Below are 24,179 nucleotides of genomic sequence, written 5' to 3' on the forward strand. Positions count from 1 at the left end.
CCCCTGCCCGGCGACGAGCCCTCATTCGGCGCAGCGGTTAACCGGCGGAGTCGCCCGTTTCGACTCCGCCCTCTTGCCGGCCGCTGGCCGGCTCCGGAAGGCTCGACAACCAGGCCTCGGCCTCCTGCTCGCCCGAATCACGCGCCTTCCTCAGCGCCTCGCCGGCGATCTCCCATGCGCCCCAACCGTGGGCCAACTCCCCCAACCTCATCCAGTCAGCGCCCTCCCCGCTACGTTCGGCGACGCTGCGCCAGGCGGCCAGGGCCTGCTCGTGATCCCGCGCCGCCTGCCAGGCGCGCGCCAGCAGGCGACGATTGGCGAGGTCGTCGGGTAACGTCTGCGCCTCGAGGGCGGCACTCAAGAGCTCGGCGGCCCGCGCCGGGGTGTCGCCAGCCAGGTGCAGGCGAATGCGCTGATGCAGGTCATCGCGACCCGACAGCACACCGCGCCGCCAGCCGGCTTCCCAGATCGCCGCCGCGCGCCCGGCATCACCCAGCCGCTGGGCGAGTGCCGCGGCACGACGCCAGGTATCGGCGTCACCGTCCGCGCGCTCAAGGCGACGCTCGATCAGCGCGAGCGCCTGTGAGTCGTCACCGGCACGCTGCAGCACGCTGGCGGCCAGCCGGGCCCGGGCCGCACCGGGATCGCCGTCGGCCTCCAGCGCGCGATTCACCCAGCGCGCCGCGCCGTCCCAGTCGTCCTCATCGGCCAGCAGCCGCGCCATCAGCCAGCGATCCTCCGCCGTGCCGTCATGACGCCGGAACCATTCGCTCAGCAACGCCTGCGCCCGCGCGGGCTGCTCGCCGCGCAGGCGCAATCCCGCCTCCTGACGCAACCAACGATCCGCCTGGTCTGGGTCGACACCGGCGACGCCACGCGCCGTGGCCAGATGCCCGGCGGCGGCGAGCGGGTCATCGAGGCGCGCCTCGGCGCTGGCGGCGAGCTGCAGATAGAGGGCACGCGCCCAGCGATCCGAGGCATTGCCACCGGCCAGCCGCTCGGCCTGGCCCAGGGCCCGCTCGCGCACGGCAGCGAACGCCGACTGCTCGAGCCGCTGCTCCAGGCCTTGCAGGTCGTCGATGCGGGCAGCGGATAGCGTCGGCGCCGCCAGCGCGGGTGACGCCAACAGCAGCCAGGCGGACAGGCATAACAGGCGAGGCGGGATCAGGGTCTTCATCTCAGCTGGAACTCCAGGCGCTGACGGGCCCGACGACGATGGTCGGCCGAGGTGAACTGCCAGCCGGCGATGGCGCGGCGGGCGACCCGGTCGAAGACGCGGCGCGGGCTGCCCTCCACGACCTGGATGCTGTCGCGCTCGACGCCACCATCGCGGCGGATGATGAACTGCACCACCACATGCCCCTCGAGGCCACGCCGTCGGGCCCGCGAAGGATATTCGGGCGGCACCTGATGCGTGGCCTGTGCGGAGCTGCCGACATCCACGGGCTCGTTGGAGCTGGCTTCGGGCGCCGGCGATGCGCTGGCGGATTCGCTGGGTGCGGCCTGGCTCGGCGCGGGGTCCGGAGACGGCTCCGGCTGTGGTTCTGGCTCCGGCTGTGGTTCGGGCTCCGGCTGTGGCTGCGGTTCCGGCGGCGTCTCGGTAAGCTCCGGCAAGGCCTCGTCCACCGGCGTCTGCGGCGTCTCCATCGGCGGCAGCTCCGGCTCCGGCAACGAGATGGCGCTATCGACCTGCGGCGCGGGCGCCGGCTGAGGGGGCGGCGTCGGCGCACTGGGCGGGGATGGGGGCGCCGCACTGGCGGTCGCGGCCGGCTCCGGTGCCTTTTCGGCCGGCGCCTCGGCCAGCGTCATGGTGACCTCCTGACGCGGCTCGGGCTCGGCCTCGGGGGGCGCCACCAGCCCCGCCAACAGCGCGAACAGTGCCAGTGTCAGGGCCGCGCCGGCCAGCAGCGAAACCGGTAACCGCATCAGTCTGCGCTCCGTTGAGCGGCCACCGCCACGTTATCGACGTCGGCCTCGCGCAGCCGGTCCATGACCTCGATCAACACGCCCGTGGTGGCATCGCGATCGGCCTGGATCACCACCGAACCATCATCGCTGACCAGGCCCGCCACGCGAGGCCCGATCCGATGCAGATCCACCGGCTCGCCGTCGACCCATACCGCGCCTTCCGGGGTGATCGCCACCAGCACCTGCACGTCGGGACGCGGCGAGGCCGCCGAGGATTCGGGGCGCTCGATCTCGACACCACTCTCCTTGATGAAGCTGGTGGTGACGATGAAGAAGATCAGCATGATGAAGACCACGTCCAGCATCGGGGTCAGGTTGACCTCGCTGCTCTCCTCGCTGGTCGCGGCCAGTCGGCGTCTACGCATGTGCGTCCTCCGCGGCGCGTGCCAGGCGGTCGTGCAGCCGCTGATCCTCACGCCGGATGATGTGTTCGAGACGAGCGATGAACAAGAGCCCCACCACCGAGACCGCCATGCCGCTGAGCGTCGGCAGGGTCGCCCGGGCCACGCCATCGGCCATCGCCCGGGCCTGATTGACCTCGCTCACCGACAGGCTCTCGAAGACGGTGATCATGCCGGTGACCGTGCCGAGCAGGCCGAACAGCGGGCAGACCACCACCAGCAGCTTCAACCAGGGCAGCGGTGCCCTCAGCCGCGCGATCAGTTCACGGGTCCAGACCTCGCGCAGGGTCAGGGCGCTCCAGCTGACGCGATCTTCACGGGCCACCCAGCGTGTCACCAGGGAACGGCGCGCCGGATGGTAATGAAAGCGGAAGAACCACCAGCGCTCCAGGCCCAACGAGAACAGCAGCACCGCCACGCCGATGATGACCACCAGCACCGGGCCGCCGGCCTCGACCAGCCAGGCCAGGGAATTAAGCCAGGGCATCGGCATGGCGCGGCGTCATCTGGGCGGAAGCGGCGTCGCCGCCGGCCTCCAGGGTATCGGCGAGCACGGCGCTGGCTCGTCCCTCGAGGATGCCGATCAGCGAGCGGCTGCGGCTGGATAGCGCGGTCTGGGCGAACAGCAACGGCACCGCGGTGATCAGGCCCAGCACCGTGGTCACCAGGGCCTGGCTGATCCCGCCGGCCATCAACTGCGGATCACCGGTGCCGAATACGGTGATCGACTGGAAGGTCACGATCATGCCGGTAACGGTGCCGAGCAGGCCCAGCAGAGGTGCCACCGCGGCGAGCATCTTGACCATGCCCTGACCGCGTTCGAGCCTCGGCTGTTCGGCCAGCAGCGCCTCGTCGAGCCGCGCCTCGAGTGCCTCCGGCGCATGACCCGGGCCGAGGGCGTGGAAACGCTGGAGCACGCGCCCCAGCGGGTTGTCGTCACGCAGCCGCTCGAGGTCGCCGAGCTGACGTCGCAGCCGCACGGTCACCCGTGCCAGGTAGAGATACTGGCCCAGCGCCACCAGCAGCCCGGCGAGGCCCAACGCCACGACCACATAGCCCACGGCACCGCCCTGCTGGAAGCGCTCCCAGAGGTTCGGCGTCTGGGCCATGGCGTCGATGACCTGGCCGTCGGCCGGGTCGAAGGCCAGGCGATCGCCCTGCCCTTGCTGGAAGGCCGTCAGGCGCTCGGCGACCGCGTTCGGTGTCTTGGGCAATACCACCAGACGCTCGGCATCGCCCGAGCGCGCCAGCAGGCGGCCGTTGGCAGTGGCCGCCTGCAGGTCACCGAGGCGGATCAGCGACTGCTCGGCGACCTCGCCGTCGGCGCCGGCCACCGGGGCCTCGAGCTCGACCACGCGCCCCGTTTCCCGGGTCAGCGCCATCAGGCTGTCGGCCAGGCCCGCCACCTGGTCGGCGTCGGGGATGCCATCGGCCTCCAGGCGTGGCGGCAGCTCGGCGTCGCCGCCGAGGGTCAGCCAGCTGTCGGCGAGGTCGTCACGCAGCTCACCGCTGACGCCGGCCACCTCGTCGAAGACCGCCTGGAGATCGCCCCCCTGCTCCTGGCGGCGGGCGTTCAGGGCATCGAGCGCCTCGCGCTGTGATTGCTGACGCGCATCCAGCTCATCGCGTCGCTCGCGAACGCCGGCCAGCGCCTCCTGTGCCTCGGCCAGCGCCGCCTCCAGGGCCTGGCGGTCGTCGACCAGCTCGGCCAGGCGAGCGTTGTCGCGCGCCTCGGCGGCCTCGCGCTCGGCGCGCAGGGTCGACAGCGGTGCAGCATCATCGGGCACGGCGGCCGACTGGGCCTGGGCGAGCAGCGGCGCACCCGCCAGCCACAGGCCCGCCAGCGCGGCACGCATCACGGTCGGCAGGGTCATCAGGCGTCCTCCCCGGCTGAAGCCTCGGAGCGCGAGCCGGATTGAGAGATGGGTTGGGAGATCGGCAGGTTCAGCAGTGCCGGGGCGCGGCGTTCGTGGGCGATGGCCAGACCCTTGCGGACCTCGTCTCGAGCCGCATCATCGAGCGGCCGCCATTCACCCTGCGCGGCATCCCACACGCCTCCCTGGCGACCATCGGGCGCCAGGTAATACCAGCCGACCCGCCCCAGGCGCAGGAAATCCACCTCGCGGGGGGTGTCACCCGCGAGCCGGCCACGCCAGGCATCGATCCCGCGACCGTAATCGAGCTCGGCACGCCACGCCGCCAACACGCGGGACAGCTTCTCGTCGCGGCTCGTCTCGGGGTCGGCCAGGCGCTCCTCGAGGCTCTCCACCCGCGCCACGCGTTCGTCGTGCAGGAAGGGCATGTCGCGCTCCACCCAGGCACGCAGGCGCTCGACCATGTCGCGCATCAGGCCCGGGAGGGCCTCGCGCGTCCCGGCCAGCGTGGAAAGCGCCTCGTCGCGGCGAGTCAGGGTCTCGGACTGGCGCTCGACCAACGGCGCCAGCTCGGCATTGTAGGCACTCAGCCGGCGCGTCTCCTGGCGAGCCTGGCGCAGCGCCTGAAGCTTGTCGCGCACGTCATCGTCGGCGTTGTCGATGCGTGCCTGAAGCTCGGCCTGGCTGCGCTGGGCATCGAGGGCCTCGTCACGCAGCGTCGACTGCGCCGTCGCCGTGCCGGCCATGAGCAACGCGAGGCCCGCCACGGCAAGGCGGAGCCTGGGTTGGGGATAGGTCACGCTTGTCTCCGAAACTTCCAGCAGATGCGCAGCACCCTACTCTGAACAAGAATAGTTATCAATGATAGAGTGCCTCTATGCCATCGCCCCGGCACTCTGCCGCCCGGGCCGATCGCTCGACTTCGCCACGGTGGGCGAAGACGCCTCGACATCACGACAGGACGGCCATGCCATGCCGGCGGAACGCGCCCAGCTACACCATACCTGCATCTTCCTCGCGGTTTCCTTCCGGGCAATTCGACAGGACCTCGAGACGCGGGGAGCGACGCCCGAGACGCCTTGCTGGCTGGATACCCGGCTGATCGAGATGCTGGCCGTCGAGCTGCGCGGCTGTCGCGACGCCGCCGGCGCGTATCCAGCGGCCCGGGAAGCGCTCGACATCGCCCTCAGCCACGCGGCCCTGCTGCTGGCCCAGTGCCCCGGCGCGCTGGACAGAGAGCGCTGCAGGCGCCAGCTCGAGACCGTCATTTCCCCATTGCAGGACGCCGGTGCCCGGCTGACCGCGGCACGCTCATCGCCTCCACAGGCGAACCGCTGGCAGGCCGTGAGCCACCGTCTGAGTCGCTGGCTACGCCACCGATCCGCCCCTGCCGATGAGTGACCCACCAACGGCGACGGGCCGGCCCCTCCGCGGAGAGACCGACCCGTTATCCACCGCCCTGGGCGGTCAAGCCGTCGATCATCGAGCGCGCCACCGGCGTGGGTCTCGTGTCCTCGTTTACAGCTTGCTCTCGAGCTCCGGCAAGGCCTCGAACAGATCCGCCACGAGGCCATAATCGGCCACCTGGAAGATCGGCGCTTCCTCGTCCTTGTTGATGGCGACGATCACCTTGGAGTCCTTCATCCCCGCCAGGTGCTGGATCGCGCCCGAGATGCCCACCGCGACATACAATTCCGGGGCCACGATCTTGCCGGTCTGGCCGACCTGCATGTCGTTGGCCACGAAGCCGGCATCGACCGCGGCGCGCGAGGCGCCGATGGCCGCGCCGAGCTTGTCGGCGATGCCGTCGAGCAGCTGGAAGTTCTCGCCGCTACCCATGCCCCGGCCGCCGGAGACCACGACCTTGGCGGCGCCGAGCTCGGGGCGATCGCTCTGCTCGAGCCGCTCGTCGATGAACGAAGACAGCGCGTTGTCGACGCCGTTATCGATGGCCTCGATGGCACCACCGCCCGTCTCGCCCACCGCATCGAAGGCGGTGGGACGCACGGTGATCACCTTCAGCGCGTCCTCGCTGTGCACGGTGGCGATGGCATTGCCGGCATAGATCGGACGCTTGAAGGTATCGGCGCTCTCCACGGCGATGATCTCGGAGATCTGGCTGACGTCGCTGAGCGCGGCGAGGCGCGGCAGCACGTTCTTGCCGGTGGTGGAAGCGGTCGCCAGCACGTGGCCGTAGTCGCCGGACAGCGCGACCAGCAGGTCACCCAGCGGCTCGGCCAGCTGATGGGCGTAGACCGCGTCATCGGCGACGCGAACCCGGCTCACGCCATCGAGTCGGGCGGCGGCCTCGGCGATGGCCGAGACGCCTTCACCGGCGACCAGCACGTCGATATCGCCACCACCATCTCGTGCAATCTGCTGTGCCGCGGCGACCACATGGGCGGTGGCCTCGGCCAGCTGGCCGTCGTGATGTTCGGCTAGAACCAGAATGCTCATCCGATCGACTCCTCTCAAAGCAGCTGTTGTCAAAGCACCTTGGCTTCGTTCTTGAGTTTGTCCACGAGCTCGTCCACGGAGCCCACCTTGACGCCGCCCTGGCGCTCGGCCGGCGGCTCGACGGCGACCCGCTTGAGGCCGGAGTCCACCGACACGCCCAGCTCATCGGGCGTCTTGGTATCCAGCGGCTTCTTCTTGGCCTTCATGATGTCGGGCAGCTTGGCGTAGCGCGGCTCGTTCAAGCGCAGATCGGTGGTGACGATGGCCGGCAGCTTCAGCGCGACGGTCTGCAGGCCGCCATCGATCTCGCGGGTGACCTTGAGGGTATCGCCGTCGACTTCGACCTCGGAGGCGAAGGTGCCCTGGGGGCGACCGGTCAACGCGGCGAGCATCTGCCCCACCTGATTGTTATCGCTGTCGATGGCCTGCTTGCCGAGGATGGTCAGCTGTGGCTGCTCCTCGCCGACCACCTTGGCCAGCAGCTTGGCCGCGGCCAGCGACTCGACGGGAGCCTCGGTCTGCACGTGGATGGCACGGTCGGCACCCAACGCCAGCGCGGTGCGCAGCTGTTCCTGGGCGGCCTTGGGGCCCACGGTGACCGCCACCACCTCGCTGGCCACGCCCTTTTCCTTGAGCCGTACCGCCTCTTCCACGGCGATCTCGCAGAAGGGATTCATGGCCATCTTGACGTTGGTGAGGTCGACGTCGGAGTGGTCCGGCTTGACCCGGATCTTGACGTTGTAGTCGATGACGCGTTTGACCGCGACGAGTACCTTCATAATGTCCTCGCTGGGTTCTTCGGAACCTGGGAAACGGGGCTCGGCGACCCACGGGTGAAACGCGCCATCGGCCTTTTTGATAGAACCGACCGATATGCTTTTATGCGTTTCATGCAAGCGTTTGATAGGCACCTGGCCGAAAAAACTCCTTCAATGTGCCACACCCCGGGTGACTCCAACAATCCCCGTCATGCCGGGGATCGGGCTTTGCGGTTTCTCCCCCGCAATCAATGCGGCTATCATGCCCACCAGGGGAGTTCCCCAGAGCCAACGACCGTTTCAAGAGCCTGTCGACGCGAGCGGAGCCAAGAGGCCGGGCGTCGTCGGCTGGGAGGAGAAGCATACAATGACAGAACAGATCGAGCGCGACAGCATGGAGTTCGACGTGGTCATCGTCGGCGCCGGCCCCTCGGGACTGGCCTCCGCCTGCCGCCTGATGCAGCAGGCCCATGAGGCCGAGCAGGAATTGACGGTGTGCGTGGTCGAGAAGGGCTCCGAGGTGGGCGCTCATATTCTCTCCGGTGCCGTCTTCGAACCCCGAGCCCTGCAGGAGCTGTTCCCCGACTGGGAAGCCCGCGGCGCCCCGCTGACCACCCCGGCCGTACGCGACGAGCTGTATCTGCTCAAGGATGCCGAGAAGGCCCAGAAGCTGCCCAATGCCCTGGTGCCCAAGACCATGCACAACACCGGTGGCGATCAGACCCGCTACGTGATCAGCGCCGGCAACCTGTGCCGCTGGTTGGCCGAACAGGCCGAGGAGCTCGGCGTCGAGGTATTCCCCGGCTTCGCCGCCCAGGAGGCGCTGGTCGATGACGCCGGCATCGTGCGCGGCATCGTCACCGGCGACATGGGCGTGGCCGCCGACGGTCAGCCCAAGGACGGCCATATGCCGGGCATGGAGCTGCGCGCCAAGTACACCCTGTTCGCCGAGGGTGCCCGCGGGCATATCGGCAAGCAGCTGATCAGCCGCTTCGACCTGGATGCCGGCCGCGACCCGCAGCACTACGGCCTCGGGCTGAAGGAGCTGTGGGACGTGCCCACCGACAAGCACGAACCGGGCCTGGTACTGCACGGCTCCGGCTGGCCGCTCGACACCTCGACCCACGGAGGCTGGTTCCTCTACCACGCCGAGAATCAGCAGGTGGTGGTCGGCCTGATCCTCGATCTTTCCTACCAGAATCCGTACCTGTCGCCCTTCGACGAGTTCCAGCGCATGAAGCACCACCCGGTGCTCAAGCAGTACCTCGAGGGTGGTTCACGGGTCGCCTACGGCGCCCGGGCCATCACCAAGGGCGGGCTCAACTGCCTGCCCAAGATGACCTTCCCCGGCGGGTTGCTGATCGGCTGCGACGCCGGCACCCTCAACTTCGCCAAGATCAAGGGCCTGCACACCGCCATGAAGTCCGGCATGGTGGCCGCCGAGAGCGTCTTCGAGGCGCTGGGCGAGAGTGACGAAGGCGGCGCCGAGCTGACCGACTTCGAGGGCAAGTGGCAGGCCAGCTGGGCCTACCGGGAACTCGCCGAGAGCGCGAGTTTCGGCCCGGCGATCCACAAGTACGGCACCGTGGGTGGCGGCGCCTATAATGTCCTCGACCAGCTGCTCGGCGGCAAGCTGCCGACCGTCCATGACACCACCGCCGACCACGCCGCACTCGAGCCGGCCGCCCAGCACGAGAAGATCGACTATCCCAAGCCGGATGGCGTGATCTCCTTCGACAAGCCCTCCTCGGTGTTTCTCTCCAACACCAACCACGAGGAAGAACAGCCCTGCCACCTGCGCCTGAGCGATCCCGAGCTGCCGATCCGCGACAACCTGCCCGAGTATGCCGAGCCGGCCCAGCGTTACTGCCCGGTGGGCGTCTACGAGGTGGTCGAGGACGACGCCGGCAAGCCGATGTTCCAGATCAACTTCCAGAACTGCATCCACTGCAAGACCTGCGACATCAAGGACCCGGCCCAGAACATCACCTGGGTGGCGCCGGAAGGCGGGGGTGGACCGAACTACCCCAACATGTGAGGAAAGGCCGGTTCACTGCTGCGCTCGCGATCTGAATCCGCGCTTCCCCCGTCAAAAAACGAAGAAAACCGCCCCACAGGCCGAATGCCTGTGGGGCGGTTTTTCTTCCGGCGTCCAGGCGCGAAGCGCCGCTCTTCAAGCTGACGGCCCCCGGGCGAAGCCCGGACTCAGTCACCGCGGGCGATGGGCCGTTCGGGGTCGCTGATCCAGTCGCTCCAGGAACCGACGTAGAGTCGCGGCAGCGGGCGGCCGGCGATCGCGTAGGCGAGGATGTCGTGGCAGGCGGTGACGCCGGAACCACAGTAGGCGATCATCGGATCCGCCTTCGGCAGCTCGGCGTCCAGCGCCTCGGGCGACTTGAAGCGACCGCTGGCCGTGAGATTGTCGGCGCTCGGCCGCGAGCGTGCACCGGGGATGTGGCCGACCACCGGGTCCACCGATTCGGGCCCGCCACGGAAACGTTCTGCCGAGCGCGCATCGAGCGCCAGGGCGTGGCCGGAGCTCAGGGCGTCGGCCTCGACCCAGGCGTCGTCGTGAAAGTCGGGGCACCAGCCGCCGGGGACGAGCGCCGGCTCCTGCCCGGCCGGCAACGCACCGCCGGCCTCCTGCCAGGCGCCGAGCCCGCCGTTCAGCAGCCGCACCTCGGGATGCCCGGCCCAGCAGGCGAGCATCCACCAGGCCCGAGCCGCGGCCAGCTGCCCGCCCGTGTCGTCGTAGACCACCAGCGGCAGTTCGGGGGTGATGCCGAGGCGATCCAGCGTCGCCGTGAAGGCCGCGTGGCTCGGCAGCGGATGACGGCCTCCCGCCCCGTCCGCGCGGGCCGGCGCGGCCAGCCCGCGGTCCATGTCCAGGTGTCGGCTGCCCGGCACATGCCCCTCACGCCACAGCCGTGCGCCGGCCTCGGGGTCGCCGAGCCGAGCCCGGCAGTCCAGCACCTGGGGTGGCCTGTCACCCTCGAGCGCCGCGGCAAGCTCGGTGGCCTCGATCAATACCCTGTTCATGCTCCCTCCCCTTCCAGGAATTCGATGGGTGCCCGCCGGGCGATCAAGCGCCGAAGCCCCGCCTGCCGGAAGCGCACCTCGATGACCGGATTGGCCGGATCGCCCTCCACCACGCTGACCTCACCCTCGCCGAAGACCGCGTGACTGAGGCGCTGGCCGACCCGATAGGCGGGCGGTGGCGTGGCGATCTCGCCCACGGCGGCCTCGACGGCCAGCGGCCGCCCCAGGCGCTCGAGGTAGTGCTGCACCAGCGCCGGGCGGGCCACACGCAGCGGCTCCGCCGCCCCGGCGTCCGCGGCGACCAGGCGCTCGGCCACGCGCAGCCCGTCCCGCCAGGCGGTCTCGGCGAGGAAGCGGCTGGGCTTGTGGTCGCCGCCGTCATGCAGCATCACCAGGCGCTCGCAGGCACGGGTGATCGCCACATAGAACAGCCGCCGTTCCTCCTCGAGGCGCGGTGGGCTGAGCGGGTTATCGCGGGTGTAGTGCGGGAAGTCTTCCTCGTTGATGCCGGCGAGCATCACCAGCGGCCATTCGAGCCCCTTGGCGCCGTGCACGGTGGTGATCAGCACGCCGTCGTCACGATTCTGGACCGGCCGCCTCAACAGCTCGATGAAGGCGCCGAGGCTCTCGGTTTCACGGGCCTGTTCCACCAGCACGTCGAGCAGGCGCACGTCCTCCTCGCCCTTGTCACGGCGCGCCGCGGCGCGCTTGAGCACCTTCTCGGCCTCGACCTCCTCGGCGACATGCTCGAGCAGCCGCGCCGGCGTCCATCCGCCCCGCCTGGGAAGCTCACAGAGCAGCGCCCAGCGACGCTTGAGGGTGCGTCGCTGGTGGGGCTTGAGCGAGGCCAGCAACGGATCGTGACGTTCCGGCCAGCGCTGACTCTCGGCCAACCGGGTGGCCAACGCCGACAGGCGCTCGCGTGGCACGAAGGGCGTCGGCTGGGAGAGCAGCAGCAGCAGATGGCCGGGATCGCGCAGCAGGTTGCCATCGAGCGCCAGCGCCAGATAGCCGGCCAGGGCCTCGACCAGCGGCAACCGGAACACGAAGCGATCCTCCCGGGACAAGCGGAACGGCACGCCTTCACGCAACAACGCCAGTTGCAGCGGCACCGACAGCGCCCAGCTGCGCACCATCAGGCAGGCCTCGTCGAGGCGCCGTTCCTGTCGCTGCCAAGCGGCCAGCTCATCGATCAGTGCCTGGCTCCCCTGACCCACCGCCAGGCGGGTATCGGGGTTGTCCGGCGCGGCCAGGCACAACTGATCCGGACGGCGCCGATTGGCGTCGATGGCATGGTTGGCGGCCAACGCCAGGGCATGGCCGTGGCGGAAGGTCGTGGAGAGCGGGTAGTCCTGCGCCTGACCGAAGATCGCGGTGAAGTCCTCGAGCATGGTATCGGGATGCGCGCCGCGCCATTCGTAGATGCATTGATTGGCATCGCCCACCGCCATCACCGCCGCCTCGCGGCCGGCCAGCACCGCCAGAAGGCGCTGCTGGGCGGGATTGATGTCCTGGTACTCGTCGATGATCACCTGGTCGAGGAAGCCCTGGACCCGGGCGCGTAGCGCGGGGTCGGCTTCGAGCGCCCTGACCGGGCGATACAGCAGGTCGGCGTAGGTCATCAGGCCCTGATCGGCGAGCAGGGTCTCGGCGTGTTCGAAGGCGGCGACGAAATGCTCGGTATCGTCGCCGAAATCGAGCCGGGCATAGAGTTCGGCCGGCTCGGCCATCTCGGCCTTCACCAGGCCACTGAAGTGGGCCAACGCCTCGAGCTTCTCGGCCTCCAGCGCTCGCTCGCCGGCCTCGGGAAAGGCCTCCAGCGCCTGCTGACTGGCCTGGCGCAGCAGGCGCTCGAGCTGCCAGTCGGCGGTCAGCAGGCGTCGCTGGTCGAGCACGCCCCAACGGGTCAGGCTCTGGGTCAGGCGATGCCCCAGGGAATGGAAGGTGCGCACGTCGGGCAGCGGTTGGCCGGCGGGGGCCGAAGCGGCCAGCCGGGCCTGGAAGTCCTCGCGGGCGGAGCGGTTGAACATCAGCACCAGGATACGCCCCGGGGCCACGCCTCGCGCGAGCAGGTTCAGCACCCGCGCCACCAGGGTCGTGGTCTTGCCGGCCCCGGCCACCGCGGCGACCCGGGCGTGGCCCTCGGGATGGCCGACCACGGCGCGCTGTTCCGGTGTCAACCTCATGAGGCCTCGTCATCCCAGCGGCCCAGCGGCTGCCAGGCGCCACCGCTCTCCAGGCCGAGCTCCGTGCCGCGGGTCTCGGCGACCTCGACGAGACGATAGAAGACGTTCCTCGAGAGCCTAGCCGCCAGCCCGAAGCGTACCGGCACCTCCGGCACGGCCTCGCCTCGCGGCGTGGCGGTGACCGTCAGGCAGCGTTCGGCATCGAGCCTCAGGCGGTCCCCGACGTTGGTGGTCAGCCACCAGTCGCCGGACTCATCCGGCTCGGCGTCGACGATCTCCAGGGGGCGATCCTCGACGCGGATGCGCCACTTCTCGGCGGGGGTCACGAGATAGTAGTCGCCGTCGGCCTCACGGCGCAGCACGCTCGCCAGCAGTCGCACCAGTCGCGGCCGGCGAATCGTGCCGCCCTCGTGGATCCAGCGGCCATCGGCGGCGATGGTCAGCGCCATGTCGCCACAGCAAGCGGGATGCCAGCGCTCCAGGGGCGGGATCTCTCCCGCCGGCTCGATGCCGGCCAACCAGGTTTCCAGGTTCATGGCGCCTCCTCAGGCATCGCGCCGGGTCACACCACCAGCCCGGAGCGCGACAGGGCCTCGCGAATCTCGGCGGGCGCCTCGGGGGCCGCCGCCTTGAACAGCCGATAGAAGTTGGCGGTGGTCTGCATGGCCACCTCCTCGACGCTGATACCGCGTTCCTCGGCGATGCACTCGGCGACCTCGACCACCCAGGCCGGCTCGTTGGGCTTGCCGCGGTGCGGCACCGGCGCGAGATAAGGGCTATCGGTCTCGATCAGCAGCCGATCCAGCGGCACCTTGCGCGCCAGCTCGCGCACCGACGTGGCGTTGCGGAAGGTGACGATGCCCGACAGCGAGATCAAGAAACCGTGAGCCACCGCCTCGCGGGCCATGTCCAGATCCTCGGTGAAGCAATGCAGTACGCCTCCCACCGCCGGATCGACATGCTCACGGATCAACGCCAGTGTGTCCTCACGTGCCGCCCGGGTGTGGATGATCACCGGCAGCTCGAGCTCGCCGGCGGCGATCAGATGGCGACGGAAACGCTCGTGCTGCACGGCGCGGGACACACCATCGTAATGATAGTCGAGCCCCGTCTCGCCGATGGCGACCGCCTCGAAGCGCTCCGCGCATTCCTTGATGGCCTCGACGTTGGGCTCTTCCGGCACCTCATGCAACGGGTGCACGCCGGCGGAGATCACCACGTCGTCATGCTCGCGGGCGATGGCGGCGATGCCCGGCACCTCCTCCAGGGTGACCGCAATGGCCAGGAACTGGCGCACGTCACGGGCACGGGCGGCCTCGAGGGCGGCGGCGATGTCGCCGTCATGGGTACGGGGATCGAGACGATCGAGATGGCAATGGGAGTCGACAAACATCGGCAGGTTCACACGGAAAGTAGAGTAAGTTCAGGCGCTCGAAGCTCATCAGAGCGTATAGGTCGGGGCGCCCTTGTCCAGCTGGCCCGCCAGCAGGGTCTCGATATGGTCGCGTACGCCCTGGTCCTCGACGCCGAAGTGCACGCCGACGCCCGGCACTCGGTGCCCGGAGACACCCTCCGGCGAGACCCAGGCCACCTGGCCGGTGACCGTCAGGACTTCGCTCTCGTCGGGCAGGGTCAGCGACACGACGACCTCCTCGCCGAGCTCATGACGCTCGCGGGTCGAGACGAAGATGCCTCCCCGTTGCAGTGACGGCATGTAGGCCGAGAGCAGCGTGGGAAGGTCTCGGATCGTCAGGGAGAGGGCCTTGGGTGCGGACATGTGGCTCTCCTTGTAGGGGGAATCAGGAACGCAGCAGCGCGGACCAGCGCACCAGCCAAGCTTCGAGTACCAGCTGCGGGTTGGGGTTGCCCCCCGCGCCGAGCAGGCGCCGCTGTTCGCGAGCATAGTCCAGCAGCCGGAACCAGTCGCGAACGCGGCCGTTCTTCACCGCCTGGCGGTAGAGCGGCAGCAGGTCGGGGTTGCGCAGCGTCGCGCTTTCCCCCGACAGCCCCAGGCGAATCAGGTCCTCGAGCCAGGCGATACCGTACCACAGGATGGCATCGAGCGATTGGCGGTCGAGGCGCGCGGCCTCGGCCACCGGCTCGGCACCACGCACCAGGGCATCGAAGGTCTCATGGAGCTGCTGGCGCAGCGCACGGGCATCGGGCTCGGCGAGCTCGAGCGCCCGCAGTGGCAGCCCGCCGGCCGCCTGCCACCAGAAGCGTGCCTCCTCGTGGCCGGCGAGGCGCTCGGCCAGCCAGTCCAGGCAATCGGCCTCGGCGGGGGCGCCCAGGCTCCAGTGCTGGCAGCGCGAGCGGATGGTCGGTAACAGGTGCGAAGGGATGTCCGAGAGCAACACGAACAGGGTGCGACCACCAGGCTCCTCCAGGCTCTTGAGCAGGGCGTTGGAGGCGGCCACGTTCATCGCCTCGGCCGGCGCGATGACGATCACCCGATAGCCTCCCTGCTGAGCCGTCTGGGAGACGAAGCCGTTGATCTCGCGGATGGCATCGATGCGAATCTGGCGCTTGCCCTCCTCGGGGGTGACCCGCTTGAGATCCGGGTGATAGCCGGAGGCCAGCATCTGGCAGGCATGACAGTGGCCGCAGGCCACCTCGCCGGGGGCCTGACACAGGGTGCGCGCGATCAATGCCTCGGCCAGCGACGGCTTACCCACGCCATGCGGGCCGGAGAACAGCAGCGCATGAGGCAGCCGGCCGGCATCGGCCAGCGCCTTCAGCTCCCGCCAGCGCGGCTCGAGCCAGGGCAGCGGCCGGATAGGCTCGCTCATGAAGCCTCCAGATGCGCGTCCAGCAGGCGCCCAAGCTCGGCCTGAACCTCGTCCAGGGCACGCTCGGCGTCGACCACGGCGATGCGCTCGGGCTCGGCGGCGGCACGCGCCAGGTAGGCATGCCGCACCGCCTCGAAGAACTCGCCCCGCTCACGCTCGAAGCGATCCCGCTGGCCGCCGCTGCGCTCGAGGCGCCCCTCGAGCCGGCGCTGGGCCGCGGCCATCGGCATGTCGAGCAGCAGCGTCAGGTCGGGCGCGAGCCCCTGCTGGACGAACGTTTCCAGCTCGGCGATACGCGCCGCCGGAATGCCACGCCCACCGCCCTGGTAGGCGAAGGTGGCATCGGTGAAGCGATCACAGACCACCCAGGCGCCCCGCGCAAGCGCCGGGCGCACCACCCGTGCCAGATGCTGGGCACGGGCGGCGAACACCAGCAACAACTCGGCATCGTCGTCCAGCGGCTCGTCGGCGGCGGGGTCGATCAACAGGCCACGGATCGCCTCGGCGCGGGGCGTACCGCCCGGCTCACGCGTGCACACCACCTCGAGGCCACGCGCCTCGAGGTGCTCGACGATCCAGGCCAGGTTGGTGGACTTGCCCACCCCTTCGCCACCTTCCAGGGTGATGAAGCGTCCTCGGCGTTGCATGGCCTCTCCAATGCTCAGCGGTTGCGGATATAGCGGTTCACGGCATTGTTGTGCTCACGCAGCGAGCGCGAGAAGTGGTGGGTGCCGTCGCCCCGGGCCACGAAATAGAGCGCCTCGCCGTCGGCGGGGGCCACCGCCGCTTGCAGCGCCGCCCGACCCGGCAGGGCGATGGGCGTCGGCGGAAGGCCGTCGATCACATAGGTATTGTAGGGCGTGGCCTCGCGCAGGTCGGCACGGGTGATGTTGCCGTCGTACTCGTCGCCCATGCCGTAGATCACGGTGGGATCGGTCTGCAGGCGCATGCCCCGCTGCAGGCGGCGCACGAACACCCCGGCGATACGCTCGCGCTCCTCGGGGGCGCCGGTTTCGCGCTCCACCAACGAGGCCAGTATCAGCGCCTGGTAAGGCGTGTCGACCGGCAGCTCGTCGGCGCGCTCGGCCCAGGCCCGGTCTAGCATGTCATCCATGCGCGCAAGCGACTGGCGCAGGATCTCCAGGTCGCTGACGCCCTTGCGATAGCGGTAGGTGTCGGGGAAGAAGCGCCCCTCCGGCAGCTCGCCCTCGCGGCCCAGCTCGGCCATGATCTCGGCATCGGACCAGTCCGTGGTCGCGTGCTCGAGCTTGGGTGCGGCGTCCAGCTCGGCACGCATCTGGGCGAAGGTCCAACCCTCGGGGATGGTCAGCGGGTAGGTGACCACCGCGTGGCGATCGAGCATCTCGAGCAGGTCTCGCCCGCTCATCTCGGGGGTCAGGCGATACTCGCCGGGCCGCAGGTCGGGCAGCGCCTCGGGATCGAGCCGGGCCAGCAGGCGGAAGGCCCAGCCATCGGCCAGGATGTCGCGTTCGCCGAGCTCATCGACGACACGATGGAAGCCGGCACCGGCCGGCACCTCGAACAGGGTCGGTGCCGCGAGGGCCAGCGGCGCCTCGAGGCGGGTCTGCCAGTAGCGATAACCGGCGCCTGCCACCAGGGCCGCCAGGATCAGCAATAGCGGCAGCAACTTGGCCACTCGCCTCATGGGGATTCCTCGTTCAATCGTCACGATAGGAGGGATAGCCGAGCCTCGCGTGAGCCTCGGCCTGGAGGGATCGGTGGCGATCGTTCACCGCCCAGCGCGCCAGGCAGCCCCCATCGGCGGCGTCGAGCCGGACCACCGGCCACAGGCCCTGAAGGGAGTTGCCCAGGCAAACCGCCTCGGCGCCTTCGAGGGCCTCGGGCCAGGCTTCGGTCTCGCGCACCCGGCCATCGGCCAGCAAGGCCTCGCGCAGGGTGCCGGCCACGCCGCAGCGTGCCAGGCGCGGGGTCTGCCAGGCGCCGTCCTGCCACCAGAAGAGGTTCATGCAGGTCGCCTCGACCAGCCGCCCTTCGGCGTCGGCGAGCACGCCCTCGGCCACCTCGGGATCAGACCATTCGGCCCGCGCCAGGACGTTCTCCAGCCGGTTGAGATGCTTGAGACCGGCCAGCGCCGGCTGAATACCGAGCCGCAGCCGACAGTGCCGCACCCGCACGCCCTGGGTCCAGCGTGACGCCAACGGCGCGAAGGGTGCGGTCTGCCAACGTAGCCGCGGCGCAGGCGCCTCGGGCGCCAGATAACCGCGACCGCCGCTGCCGCGAGTCAGCACCAGCTTGAGCACCGCGAGGCCCGGGCCGGCCCGCGCCGGCAGGGCCTCCAGGGTCGCGCGCGGCGGCATCGGGATACCCAACGCGAGCGCCCCGCGAGCCAGCCGCGCCAGATGCTCGTCCCACAGCAACGGCTCGCCGTCACGCACCAGCACGGTCTCGAACAGGCCGTCCCCGTAGGCCAGGCCGCGGTCGTCGAAGGGCATGTCTTGCCCCGGCATCAACCGCTCGGCATCGCCCTCGCCTGCCAGGCCGCTCACACCTTGGAGAAGACCAGCGTGCCGTTAGTGCCGCCGAACCCGAAGGAGTTCGACAGGCTGACGTCGATCTTCATCTCCCGAGCGGTATGGGGCACGTAGTCCAGCACGCAGCCTTCCTGGGGGTTATCGAGGTTGATGGTCGGCGGTGCGACCTGATCGCGGATCGCCAGCACCGAGAAGACCGCCTCGACGGCACCGGCGGCCCCCAGCAGGTGGCCGATCATCGACTTGGTGGAGCTGACCGCCACGTCCTTCGACGCCTCGCCGAGCACGCGCTCCACGGCACGGCTCTCGGCCAGATCGCCGGCCGACGTGGAGGTGCCGTGGGCATTGATGTAGTCCACGGCTGCCGGATCGAGCTTGGCGTCGCGAATGGCGTTCTCCATCGACAGCGCGGCACCGCTGCCGTCTTCGGGCGGCGCGGTCATGTGGTGGGCGTCGTCGCTCATGCCGAAGCCGGTCAGCTCGGCGTAGATGGTCGCCCCGCGCGCCTTGGCGTGCTCGTAATCCTCGAGCACCATCACGCCGGCGCCATCGGACAGCACGAAGCCATCGCGGTCACGGTCCCAGGGGCGGCTCGCGCCGGCCGGGTCCTCGTTGCGCGTCGACAATGCTCGAGCCGCGGAGAAGCCCCCCAGACCCAGCGGCGTGGTGGCCATCTCGGCCCCGCCGCAGACCATCACGTCGGCGTCGCCGTAGGCGATGGTGCGGGCGCTGTAGCCGATGTTGTGGGTGCCGGTGGTACAGGCGGTGGTGATGGCGATGTTAGGCCCACGGAAACCGTGCTGGATCGCCAGGTTGCCCGAGATCATGTTGATGATCGACCCCGGCACGAAGAACGGCGAGATGCGACGCGCCCCGCCCTTCTGCAGGGCATTGTGGTTATGCTCGATCATCGGCAGCCCACCGATGCCCGAGCCGATCGCCACGCCGATGCGGTGGGCGTTGTCTGCGTTGCACTCGATGCCGGCGTCGCCGATCGCCTGTCCGCCCGCGGCCATCCCGTACTGGATGAAAAGATCCATCTTGCGGGCGTCTTTCGGGTTCAGGTAGGGGCTGATGTCGAAGTCCTTGATCGACCCACCGAACCGTGTATTGAAGCCGCTGGCATCGAAGTGCTCGATGGGGGCGATACCGCTATTACCAGCCAGGATGTTGCCCCAGCTTTCCTGCACGGTATTTCCGACTGGCGTGACCAGGCCGAGCCCTGTCACCACAACCCTTCTACGAGCCATCCGCTCTCCTCCCGATCCAGATAGTGATACGACCCCGCGGGGTCGTCTTGGCGCGCATTATACCCGAGTCCGAGCCGACTGTGGTCGCGCACCCCTCCCCAGATAGCACGAAAGCCGTCCTGCATGGCAGGACGGCTCTCTTACCAGGATACATGACCCTGGGCACACCTCAGCAAGCGGTGTCCGACAACACCCTTACTGGTGGGCGTTGACGTAGTCGACGGCTTCCTGAACGGTGGTGATCTTCTCGGCTTCCTCGTCGGGAATTTCGGTATCGAATTCCTCTTCGAGCGCCATCACCAGCTCGACGGTATCCAGGGAATCCGCGCCGAGGTCTTCGGTGAATGAAGAAGAGTTCTGGATGTCCTCTTCCTTGACGTTCAGGCGCTCAGCCACAACCTTCTTCACGCGCTCTTCGATGGTGCTCATTATGAAGTACTCCAGTCGTTCACGTTAAGCGACTGCTAACCAGCCGTTTCAGATCCGCAAGCCAATAAGCTGCGGGGTAGTTTATAGACCACCCAGGGACAACGCAACCGCCACATGCCGCGGTTTCAGCGCATATTCATGCCGCCGTTGACGTGCAATGTCTCGCCGGTGATATAGCCCGCCGACTCGCCGGTCAGGAAGCCGACCGCCGCGGCGATTTCCTCGGGCTGACCGAGCCGCGTCAGCGGAATCTGGCTCAGCAGGGCCTCCTTCTGCGCCTCCGGCAGGGCCTCGGTCATGTCGGTCGCGATGAAGCCCGGCGCCACGGTATTGACGGTAATGGCGCGAGAAGATACCTCGCGGGCCAGCGCTCGACTGAAACCTTCCATGCCGGCCTTGGCAGCAGCGTAGTTGGTCTGCCCGAGATTGCCCATGGTGGCGACCACCGAGCTGACCGACACGATGCGCCCGAAACGCGCCTTGGTCATGCCACGCAGGCAGGCCTTGCTGACGCGATACACGGACTTGAGGTTGGCGTCGATCACCGAATCCCACTCATCTTCCTTCATGCGCATGAGCAGGTTGTCACGGGTGATGCCGGCGTTGTTGACCAGGATCGTCGGCGCACCGAACTCCTCGCCGATGGACTTGATCAGGCCATCGACGCTGGCCTGATCGGTGACGTCGAGGCAACGCCCCGCGCCCTCGAAGCCATGGGCCTTGAGGTCGGCATCGATACGCTCGGCGCCGGCCTCGCTGGTGGCGGTACCAATCACGATCCGGCCCTGGCGGCCGAGCTCGTGGGCGATGGCGCGGCCGATACCGCGACTGGCCCCTGTGATCAGGGCGACTCTAGACTCGCTTGACATGGTCTGTTCCGTTCTCATCCAGGAGAGGGGGTCAGCCGTTGGCCGACGGCGTCTGGCCCGCGGCCTCGCGGGCCAGCTCGAGGGCCGCCGAGAGGCTGTCGGGATCATTGACCGCCAGCCCGCGACTGCCCCGGGCGATTCGCTTGTTCAGGCCGGTGAGCACCTTGCCCGGCCCGCATTCGATGAACACCTCGGCCCCCTGGCCGACCATGCTCTCGATGCAGGACGTCCAGCGCACCGGCTGATAAAGCTGCTCGATCAGGCGCGTGCGCAGGGTGTCGACGTCGGCATGGGCCTGGGCATCGACGTTCTGAACCACGGTATAGCGCGGCACGCGCAACGCGATGTCATCCATCGCCTCGGCCAACCGACTGGCGGCCGGGCGCATCAGGTCGCAGTGCGACGGCACCGATACCGGCAGCGGCATGGCACGCTTGGCACCCGCCTCCTGGCAGGCCGCGATGGCACGCTCGACGGCTCCCTGGCTACCGCCGATGACCACCTGCCCCGGCGCATTGTAGTTCACCGCGGCGACCACTTCGCCCTCGGCGGCCTGGGCACAGGCCTGCTCGACGGCCGCGTCGTCCAGACCGAGGATCGCCGCCATGGCGCCCTGGCCCATGGGCACGGCCTCCTGCATCGCCTCGCCACGCAGCTTGACCAGCCGCACGCCGTCGGCGAACGATAGCGCCCCGGCACACACCATGGCGCTGTATTCGCCCAGGCTATGGCCGGCCATCGCACCCGGGCGCGGACCTTCGAGCTCTTGCCAGACACGCCAGATGGCGACACTGGCGGTCAGCAGCGCCGGCTGGGTACAGGCGGTGGCATTGAGCGACTCGGCGGGCCCTTCCTGGACCACCTGCCAGAGATCATAGCCCAGCGCGTCGGCGGCCTCCTCGAAGGTGGTCCGCACCACGCTGTAACGCTCCGCCAGCTCGCGCAGCATGCCGATCTGCTGGGAGCCCTGCCCGGGAAAGATGAGGGCAAGGGGTTGTGTCATGTCGATCACCTTTACACTTGTTGACTGACACCGGCCCCGTCGCTTTCCTTGGCGACGGAACCGGAAGTCCTGGATCCGCTATCGACTCAGTCGCGAACGACGGCCGAGTCGGCAGTGGACCGTCGACGCTGAAGCTCATCGCCCAGCCGTCGAGGCAGACCATGCTGCACTTCCTGCGCCGCGCGGGCCACGGCGTAATGAAACCCCGCGGCATCGGCGCCGCCATGGCTCTTGATGACGATGCCATCCAGGCCCAGCAGGCTGGCGCCATTATAGCGCACTGGGTCCAGCTCGCGACGCAGCCGCGCCAGCGCCGGGCGCGCCAGCAGGCCGATCAACCGACTCGTCCAGTGCGCCTCGAAGGTTGACTGGACCCGACGCACCAGCATCCGCGCCAGGCCTTCACTGGCCTTGAGCACGGCATTGCCGACGAAACCGTCGCAGACGACCACATCGGCCTCGCCGGCGAAGATGCCATCGCCTTCGATGAAGCCGATATAGTCGAGCGCGTCGCAGCAGCGCAAGCGCTCGTCGGCACGCTGCACACTCGCCGCCCCCTTGGCCCCCTCGACGCCGACATTGAGCAAGGCCACTCGCGGCCTGGCGAGATCATCCATGTGGCGTGCCATGATGTCACCCATCAAGGCGAACTCGAGTAGCCGCGCCGCCTCGACGTCGACATTGGCCCCCAGGTCGAGCAGATAGCAACGTCCGTCCCCTTCGGTCGGGATGGCCGTGCTGATCGCCGGGCGCGAGACACCCGCCACGGTCCCGAGCGCACGACGCGACAGCGCCATCAACGCCCCGGTGTTGCCGGCACTGACGCCGGCATCCGCCTCGTCACGCGCCAGGCAGCCCAGCATGGCCGCCATGCTGGAATCCCGGCCCTGGCGTAACGCCTGGGCCGGACGCTGATCCTGGCGGATCTCGCCGGACGCATTCTCGACACTCAGATGCGACGACGCCGCGGCGAGACGCCGCGGCAGCCGGGAGAGCTCCTCCTCCAGCCGCTCGGCGGGGCCGAACAACCGGATATCGAGCTCGGGATCGGCCATGACGGCACTGGCGGCCCCCACCACGGCGACGCGGGGACCGAGGTCCCCACCCATGGCATCGACAGCAATCCGCATGTCAGCGGGTGCCAGGCATCATGACGACCGTCAGGACGACGTCGCCTCAGGCGTCGACGACCTTGCGACCCTTGTAGAAGCCGTCCGGGGAGACGTGGTGACGCAGGTGAGTGGTGCCGGTCTCCTGGTCCTGGGACAGGGCCTTGCCGCTCAGGGCGTCGTGGCTGCGACGCATGCCGCGCTGGGAACGGGTCTTGCGGTTCTTTTGAACTGCCATGAGATATCACTCCACAGTGAATCGATGAGGTATCAGGTTTTACCCTTGAGTTGCTTGAGCACCTCGAAGGGATTCTTCGCGGGCGAGTCCGAGTCCGACTCGGCGCTCTCCCCACTACTCAGCTCGTCGCGCGATACCGCGCAGTCAGCCTCGTCGTGGTAAACCACCTGGGGCAGACTGAGGATCAGTTCGTCCTCGATCACCGCCAGCAGGTTCAGCTGTTCGTTTTCCACCAGCACCGGCTCGTGGGTGCTCGGCAGAGTCGCCGCCAGGGCATCACTGGTGACCATCCCCAGCAGGAACTCGCTCTCGACCGTCTCGGGCATCGGCGAGAGGCAGCGCCGGCAGAGCAACTGAAGCTCGACGCTCAGGCGACCATGGATTTCGCGACGCCCCTGGGCGTCGATGGCGAAGTCCAGCCACACGCAGGCATCACCGTCCTGTCCGCCGGCTTCTTCGGCGAGACGGGGCATGTCGCCCAGTGCCACCAGGCCTTCGAGATGTTCGGCATGGGCCGCGAGCTTATAGGGCTCGACCCTGCCAGGGAGTCTTGAGGTCAACATAGGCGCGCAATGATAGGCACTCCCCTGCCCCCTGTCAAAGCCCGCTCCCCATGGGGTTACAATGCTTCTCCCATGGCGGCATCGACCGCCGCTTCGCACACACGAGGACCCCATCATGTCACGCCTGGTACTCGCCTCCGGCTCGCGCTTTCGCCGCCAGCTGCTCGACCGCCTGGAGCTCCCCTACGCCTGGGAGAGCCCCGACATCGACGAGACGCCCCGCCCCGGAGAATCGCCCCAGGCGCTGGTGCATCGCCTGGCGCTGGCCAAGGCCGAGCGCCTGGCCGCCGACCGGCCGAACCACCTGATCATCGGCTCCGACCAGGTGGCGGTCTTCGACGGCGAGGCACTCGGCAAGCCGGCCGATGCAGCGGCCGCCCGGACCCAGTTGGCGCGTTTCTCCGGCCAGCGGGTGAGCTTCTTGACCGGCCTTGCCTTGATCGATACCGGCCGCGCCAGCCACCGGGTCTGTCACGAGCGCTACGATGTACTCTTCCGCCGGCTGGGCGAGGCCGAGATCGCCCGCTACGTCCAGCGCGAACGCCCGCTGGACAGCGCCGGTAGCTTCCGCATGGAAGGCCTCGGCATCACCCTGTTCGAGCGCCTGGAAGGCGACGACCCCAACACCCTGATCGGGCTGCCACTGATCCGACTCTGCCAGTGGCTACGCGAGGCCGGACTCGACCCGCTGGGATAGCGCCAAGCGCCATGCAATAGGATATCAGCGGCGCCG

General features: G+C 68.9%; 27 protein-coding genes. 3 read left to right on the forward strand and 24 right to left on the reverse strand.

Features of this window, described 5'->3' with window-relative positions; all coding sequences use genetic code 11:
- Window positions 1–37 precede the first annotated feature (37 nt).
- From ETC07_RS10735 to ETC07_RS10760, 6 genes are read right to left on the reverse strand one after another with little or no spacing between them, the layout of a single operon-like run.
- On the reverse strand, window positions 38–1,177 hold the full coding sequence (locus ETC07_RS10735) for a tetratricopeptide repeat protein (protein ID WP_136248519.1): 1,140 nt from the start codon (window positions 1,175–1,177) through the stop codon (window positions 38–40).
- Window positions 1,174–1,926: an energy transducer TonB gene (locus tag ETC07_RS10740; RefSeq protein WP_136248520.1), complete on the reverse strand. Its 753-nt coding sequence runs from the start codon at window positions 1,924–1,926 to the stop codon at window positions 1,174–1,176. Before ETC07_RS10740 ends, ETC07_RS10735 begins: the two co-directional genes overlap by 4 nt.
- Window positions 1,926–2,333, reverse strand: a complete 408-nt coding sequence (locus ETC07_RS10745) for an ExbD/TolR family protein (protein WP_136248521.1) — start codon at window positions 2,331–2,333, stop codon at window positions 1,926–1,928. Before ETC07_RS10745 ends, ETC07_RS10740 begins: the two co-directional genes overlap by 1 nt.
- Entirely contained in the window at window positions 2,326–2,862 is a 537-nt protein-coding gene (locus ETC07_RS10750; protein WP_136248522.1) for a MotA/TolQ/ExbB proton channel family protein, read from the reverse strand. Before ETC07_RS10750 ends, ETC07_RS10745 begins: the two co-directional genes overlap by 8 nt.
- Window positions 2,843–4,243, reverse strand: a complete 1,401-nt coding sequence (locus tag ETC07_RS10755; protein ID WP_240724626.1) for a MotA/TolQ/ExbB proton channel family protein — start codon at window positions 4,241–4,243, stop codon at window positions 2,843–2,845. The genes ETC07_RS10750 and ETC07_RS10755 overlap by 20 nt, the downstream gene beginning before the upstream one ends.
- Window positions 4,243–5,043: a DUF3450 domain-containing protein gene (locus tag ETC07_RS10760; protein WP_136248523.1), complete on the reverse strand. Its 801-nt coding sequence runs from the start codon at window positions 5,041–5,043 to the stop codon at window positions 4,243–4,245. Before ETC07_RS10760 ends, ETC07_RS10755 begins: the two co-directional genes overlap by 1 nt.
- 61 nt (window positions 5,044–5,104) lie before the next feature.
- On the opposite strand from ETC07_RS10760, the gene ETC07_RS10765 reads away from it, so the two are divergent.
- Window positions 5,105–5,644: a hypothetical protein gene (locus tag ETC07_RS10765; protein WP_136248524.1), complete on the forward strand. Its 540-nt coding sequence runs from the start codon at window positions 5,105–5,107 to the stop codon at window positions 5,642–5,644.
- A 117-nt stretch (window positions 5,645–5,761) separates the two neighbouring features.
- Here ETC07_RS10765 and ETC07_RS10770 read toward each other — a convergent pair whose 3' ends face one another.
- Both ETC07_RS10770 and ETC07_RS10775 read right to left on the reverse strand, forming a co-directional pair.
- Window positions 5,762–6,700 (reverse strand): electron transfer flavoprotein subunit alpha/FixB family protein, encoded by a 939-nt coding sequence (locus tag ETC07_RS10770; protein ID WP_136248525.1) that lies wholly within the window; start codon window positions 6,698–6,700, stop codon window positions 5,762–5,764.
- Window positions 6,701–6,729: 29 nt separating this feature from the next.
- Window positions 6,730–7,479: an electron transfer flavoprotein subunit beta/FixA family protein gene (locus ETC07_RS10775; protein WP_136248526.1), complete on the reverse strand. Its 750-nt coding sequence runs from the start codon at window positions 7,477–7,479 to the stop codon at window positions 6,730–6,732.
- Window positions 7,480–7,825: 346 nt separating this feature from the next.
- Between ETC07_RS10775 and ETC07_RS10780 the strand changes: the two genes are divergently transcribed.
- Complete coding sequence (locus ETC07_RS10780) at window positions 7,826–9,496, forward strand: electron transfer flavoprotein-ubiquinone oxidoreductase (RefSeq protein WP_136248527.1); 1,671 nt, start codon at window positions 7,826–7,828, stop codon at window positions 9,494–9,496.
- 167 nt (window positions 9,497–9,663) lie between these two features.
- Here ETC07_RS10780 and ETC07_RS10785 read toward each other — a convergent pair whose 3' ends face one another.
- The 16 genes from ETC07_RS10785 to ETC07_RS10860 form a co-directional block, all read right to left on the reverse strand.
- Window positions 9,664–10,497, reverse strand: a complete 834-nt coding sequence (locus ETC07_RS10785) for a sulfurtransferase (protein WP_136248528.1) — start codon at window positions 10,495–10,497, stop codon at window positions 9,664–9,666.
- Window positions 10,494–12,683 carry an ATP-dependent helicase gene (locus tag ETC07_RS10790; RefSeq protein ID WP_136248529.1) on the reverse strand — a complete coding sequence of 730 codons (2,190 nt, stop codon included), beginning with the start codon at window positions 12,681–12,683 and terminating at the stop codon, window positions 10,494–10,496. Before ETC07_RS10790 ends, ETC07_RS10785 begins: the two co-directional genes overlap by 4 nt.
- Window positions 12,680–13,219: a DUF1285 domain-containing protein gene (locus tag ETC07_RS10795; protein WP_136248530.1), complete on the reverse strand. Its 540-nt coding sequence runs from the start codon at window positions 13,217–13,219 to the stop codon at window positions 12,680–12,682. Before ETC07_RS10795 ends, ETC07_RS10790 begins: the two co-directional genes overlap by 4 nt.
- 26 nt (window positions 13,220–13,245) lie before the next feature.
- The gene (locus ETC07_RS10800) at window positions 13,246–14,076 is read right to left on the reverse strand and encodes a TatD family hydrolase (protein WP_136248531.1); all 831 of its coding nucleotides are present in this window, start codon (window positions 14,074–14,076) and stop codon (window positions 13,246–13,248) included.
- Window positions 14,077–14,124: 48 nt separating this feature from the next.
- A complete protein-coding gene (locus ETC07_RS10805; RefSeq protein ID WP_136248532.1) occupies window positions 14,125–14,460 on the reverse strand; it encodes a PilZ domain-containing protein in 336 nt (111 codons plus the stop codon).
- Window positions 14,461–14,482: 22 nt separating this feature from the next.
- Entirely contained in the window at window positions 14,483–15,472 is a 990-nt protein-coding gene (locus tag ETC07_RS10810; protein ID WP_136248533.1) for a DNA polymerase III subunit delta', read from the reverse strand.
- Window positions 15,469–16,119, reverse strand: a complete 651-nt coding sequence (gene tmk / locus ETC07_RS10815) for a dTMP kinase (RefSeq protein WP_136248534.1) — start codon at window positions 16,117–16,119, stop codon at window positions 15,469–15,471. The genes ETC07_RS10810 and tmk overlap by 4 nt, the downstream gene beginning before the upstream one ends.
- A 14-nt stretch (window positions 16,120–16,133) precedes the next feature.
- Window positions 16,134–17,138 carry an endolytic transglycosylase MltG gene (gene mltG / locus ETC07_RS10820; RefSeq protein WP_136248535.1) on the reverse strand — a complete coding sequence of 335 codons (1,005 nt, stop codon included), beginning with the start codon at window positions 17,136–17,138 and terminating at the stop codon, window positions 16,134–16,136.
- Window positions 17,139–17,151: 13 nt separating this feature from the next.
- Window positions 17,152–17,961, reverse strand: a complete 810-nt coding sequence (gene pabC / locus ETC07_RS10825) for an aminodeoxychorismate lyase (protein WP_136248626.1) — start codon at window positions 17,959–17,961, stop codon at window positions 17,152–17,154.
- Window positions 17,962–17,996: 35 nt separating this feature from the next.
- Entirely contained in the window at window positions 17,997–19,235 is a 1,239-nt protein-coding gene (fabF, locus tag ETC07_RS10830) for a beta-ketoacyl-ACP synthase II (RefSeq protein ID WP_136248536.1), read from the reverse strand.
- A gap of 195 nt (window positions 19,236–19,430) precedes the next feature.
- Window positions 19,431–19,664 carry an acyl carrier protein gene (gene acpP / locus ETC07_RS10835; protein ID WP_016854353.1) on the reverse strand — a complete coding sequence of 78 codons (234 nt, stop codon included), beginning with the start codon at window positions 19,662–19,664 and terminating at the stop codon, window positions 19,431–19,433.
- 125 nt (window positions 19,665–19,789) lie between these two features.
- On the reverse strand, window positions 19,790–20,533 hold the full coding sequence (gene fabG, locus ETC07_RS10840; RefSeq protein ID WP_136248537.1) for a 3-oxoacyl-ACP reductase FabG: 744 nt from the start codon (window positions 20,531–20,533) through the stop codon (window positions 19,790–19,792).
- Between the two features lie 31 nt (window positions 20,534–20,564).
- A complete protein-coding gene (gene fabD, locus ETC07_RS10845) occupies window positions 20,565–21,536 on the reverse strand; it encodes an ACP S-malonyltransferase (protein WP_136248538.1) in 972 nt (323 codons plus the stop codon).
- 86 nt (window positions 21,537–21,622) lie between these two features.
- Complete coding sequence (gene plsX, locus ETC07_RS10850; protein ID WP_136248539.1) at window positions 21,623–22,666, reverse strand: phosphate acyltransferase PlsX; 1,044 nt, start codon at window positions 22,664–22,666, stop codon at window positions 21,623–21,625.
- 46 nt (window positions 22,667–22,712) lie between these two features.
- Window positions 22,713–22,883: a 50S ribosomal protein L32 gene (gene rpmF, locus ETC07_RS10855; RefSeq protein ID WP_136248540.1), complete on the reverse strand. Its 171-nt coding sequence runs from the start codon at window positions 22,881–22,883 to the stop codon at window positions 22,713–22,715.
- A 32-nt stretch (window positions 22,884–22,915) separates the two neighbouring features.
- Window positions 22,916–23,446, reverse strand: coding sequence for a YceD family protein (locus ETC07_RS10860; protein WP_136248541.1), 531 nt, complete (start codon window positions 23,444–23,446; stop codon window positions 22,916–22,918).
- 115 nt (window positions 23,447–23,561) lie between these two features.
- On the opposite strand from ETC07_RS10860, the gene ETC07_RS10865 reads away from it, so the two are divergent.
- On the forward strand, window positions 23,562–24,143 hold the full coding sequence (locus ETC07_RS10865) for a Maf family protein (protein ID WP_136248542.1): 582 nt from the start codon (window positions 23,562–23,564) through the stop codon (window positions 24,141–24,143).
- Window positions 24,144–24,179 lie beyond the last annotated feature (36 nt).

Origin of the sequence: Halomonas borealis (assembly GCF_004798905.1) — a bacterium.
In the GTDB taxonomy this organism is placed as follows: Bacteria; Pseudomonadota; Gammaproteobacteria; order Pseudomonadales; family Halomonadaceae; genus Halomonas; species Halomonas borealis.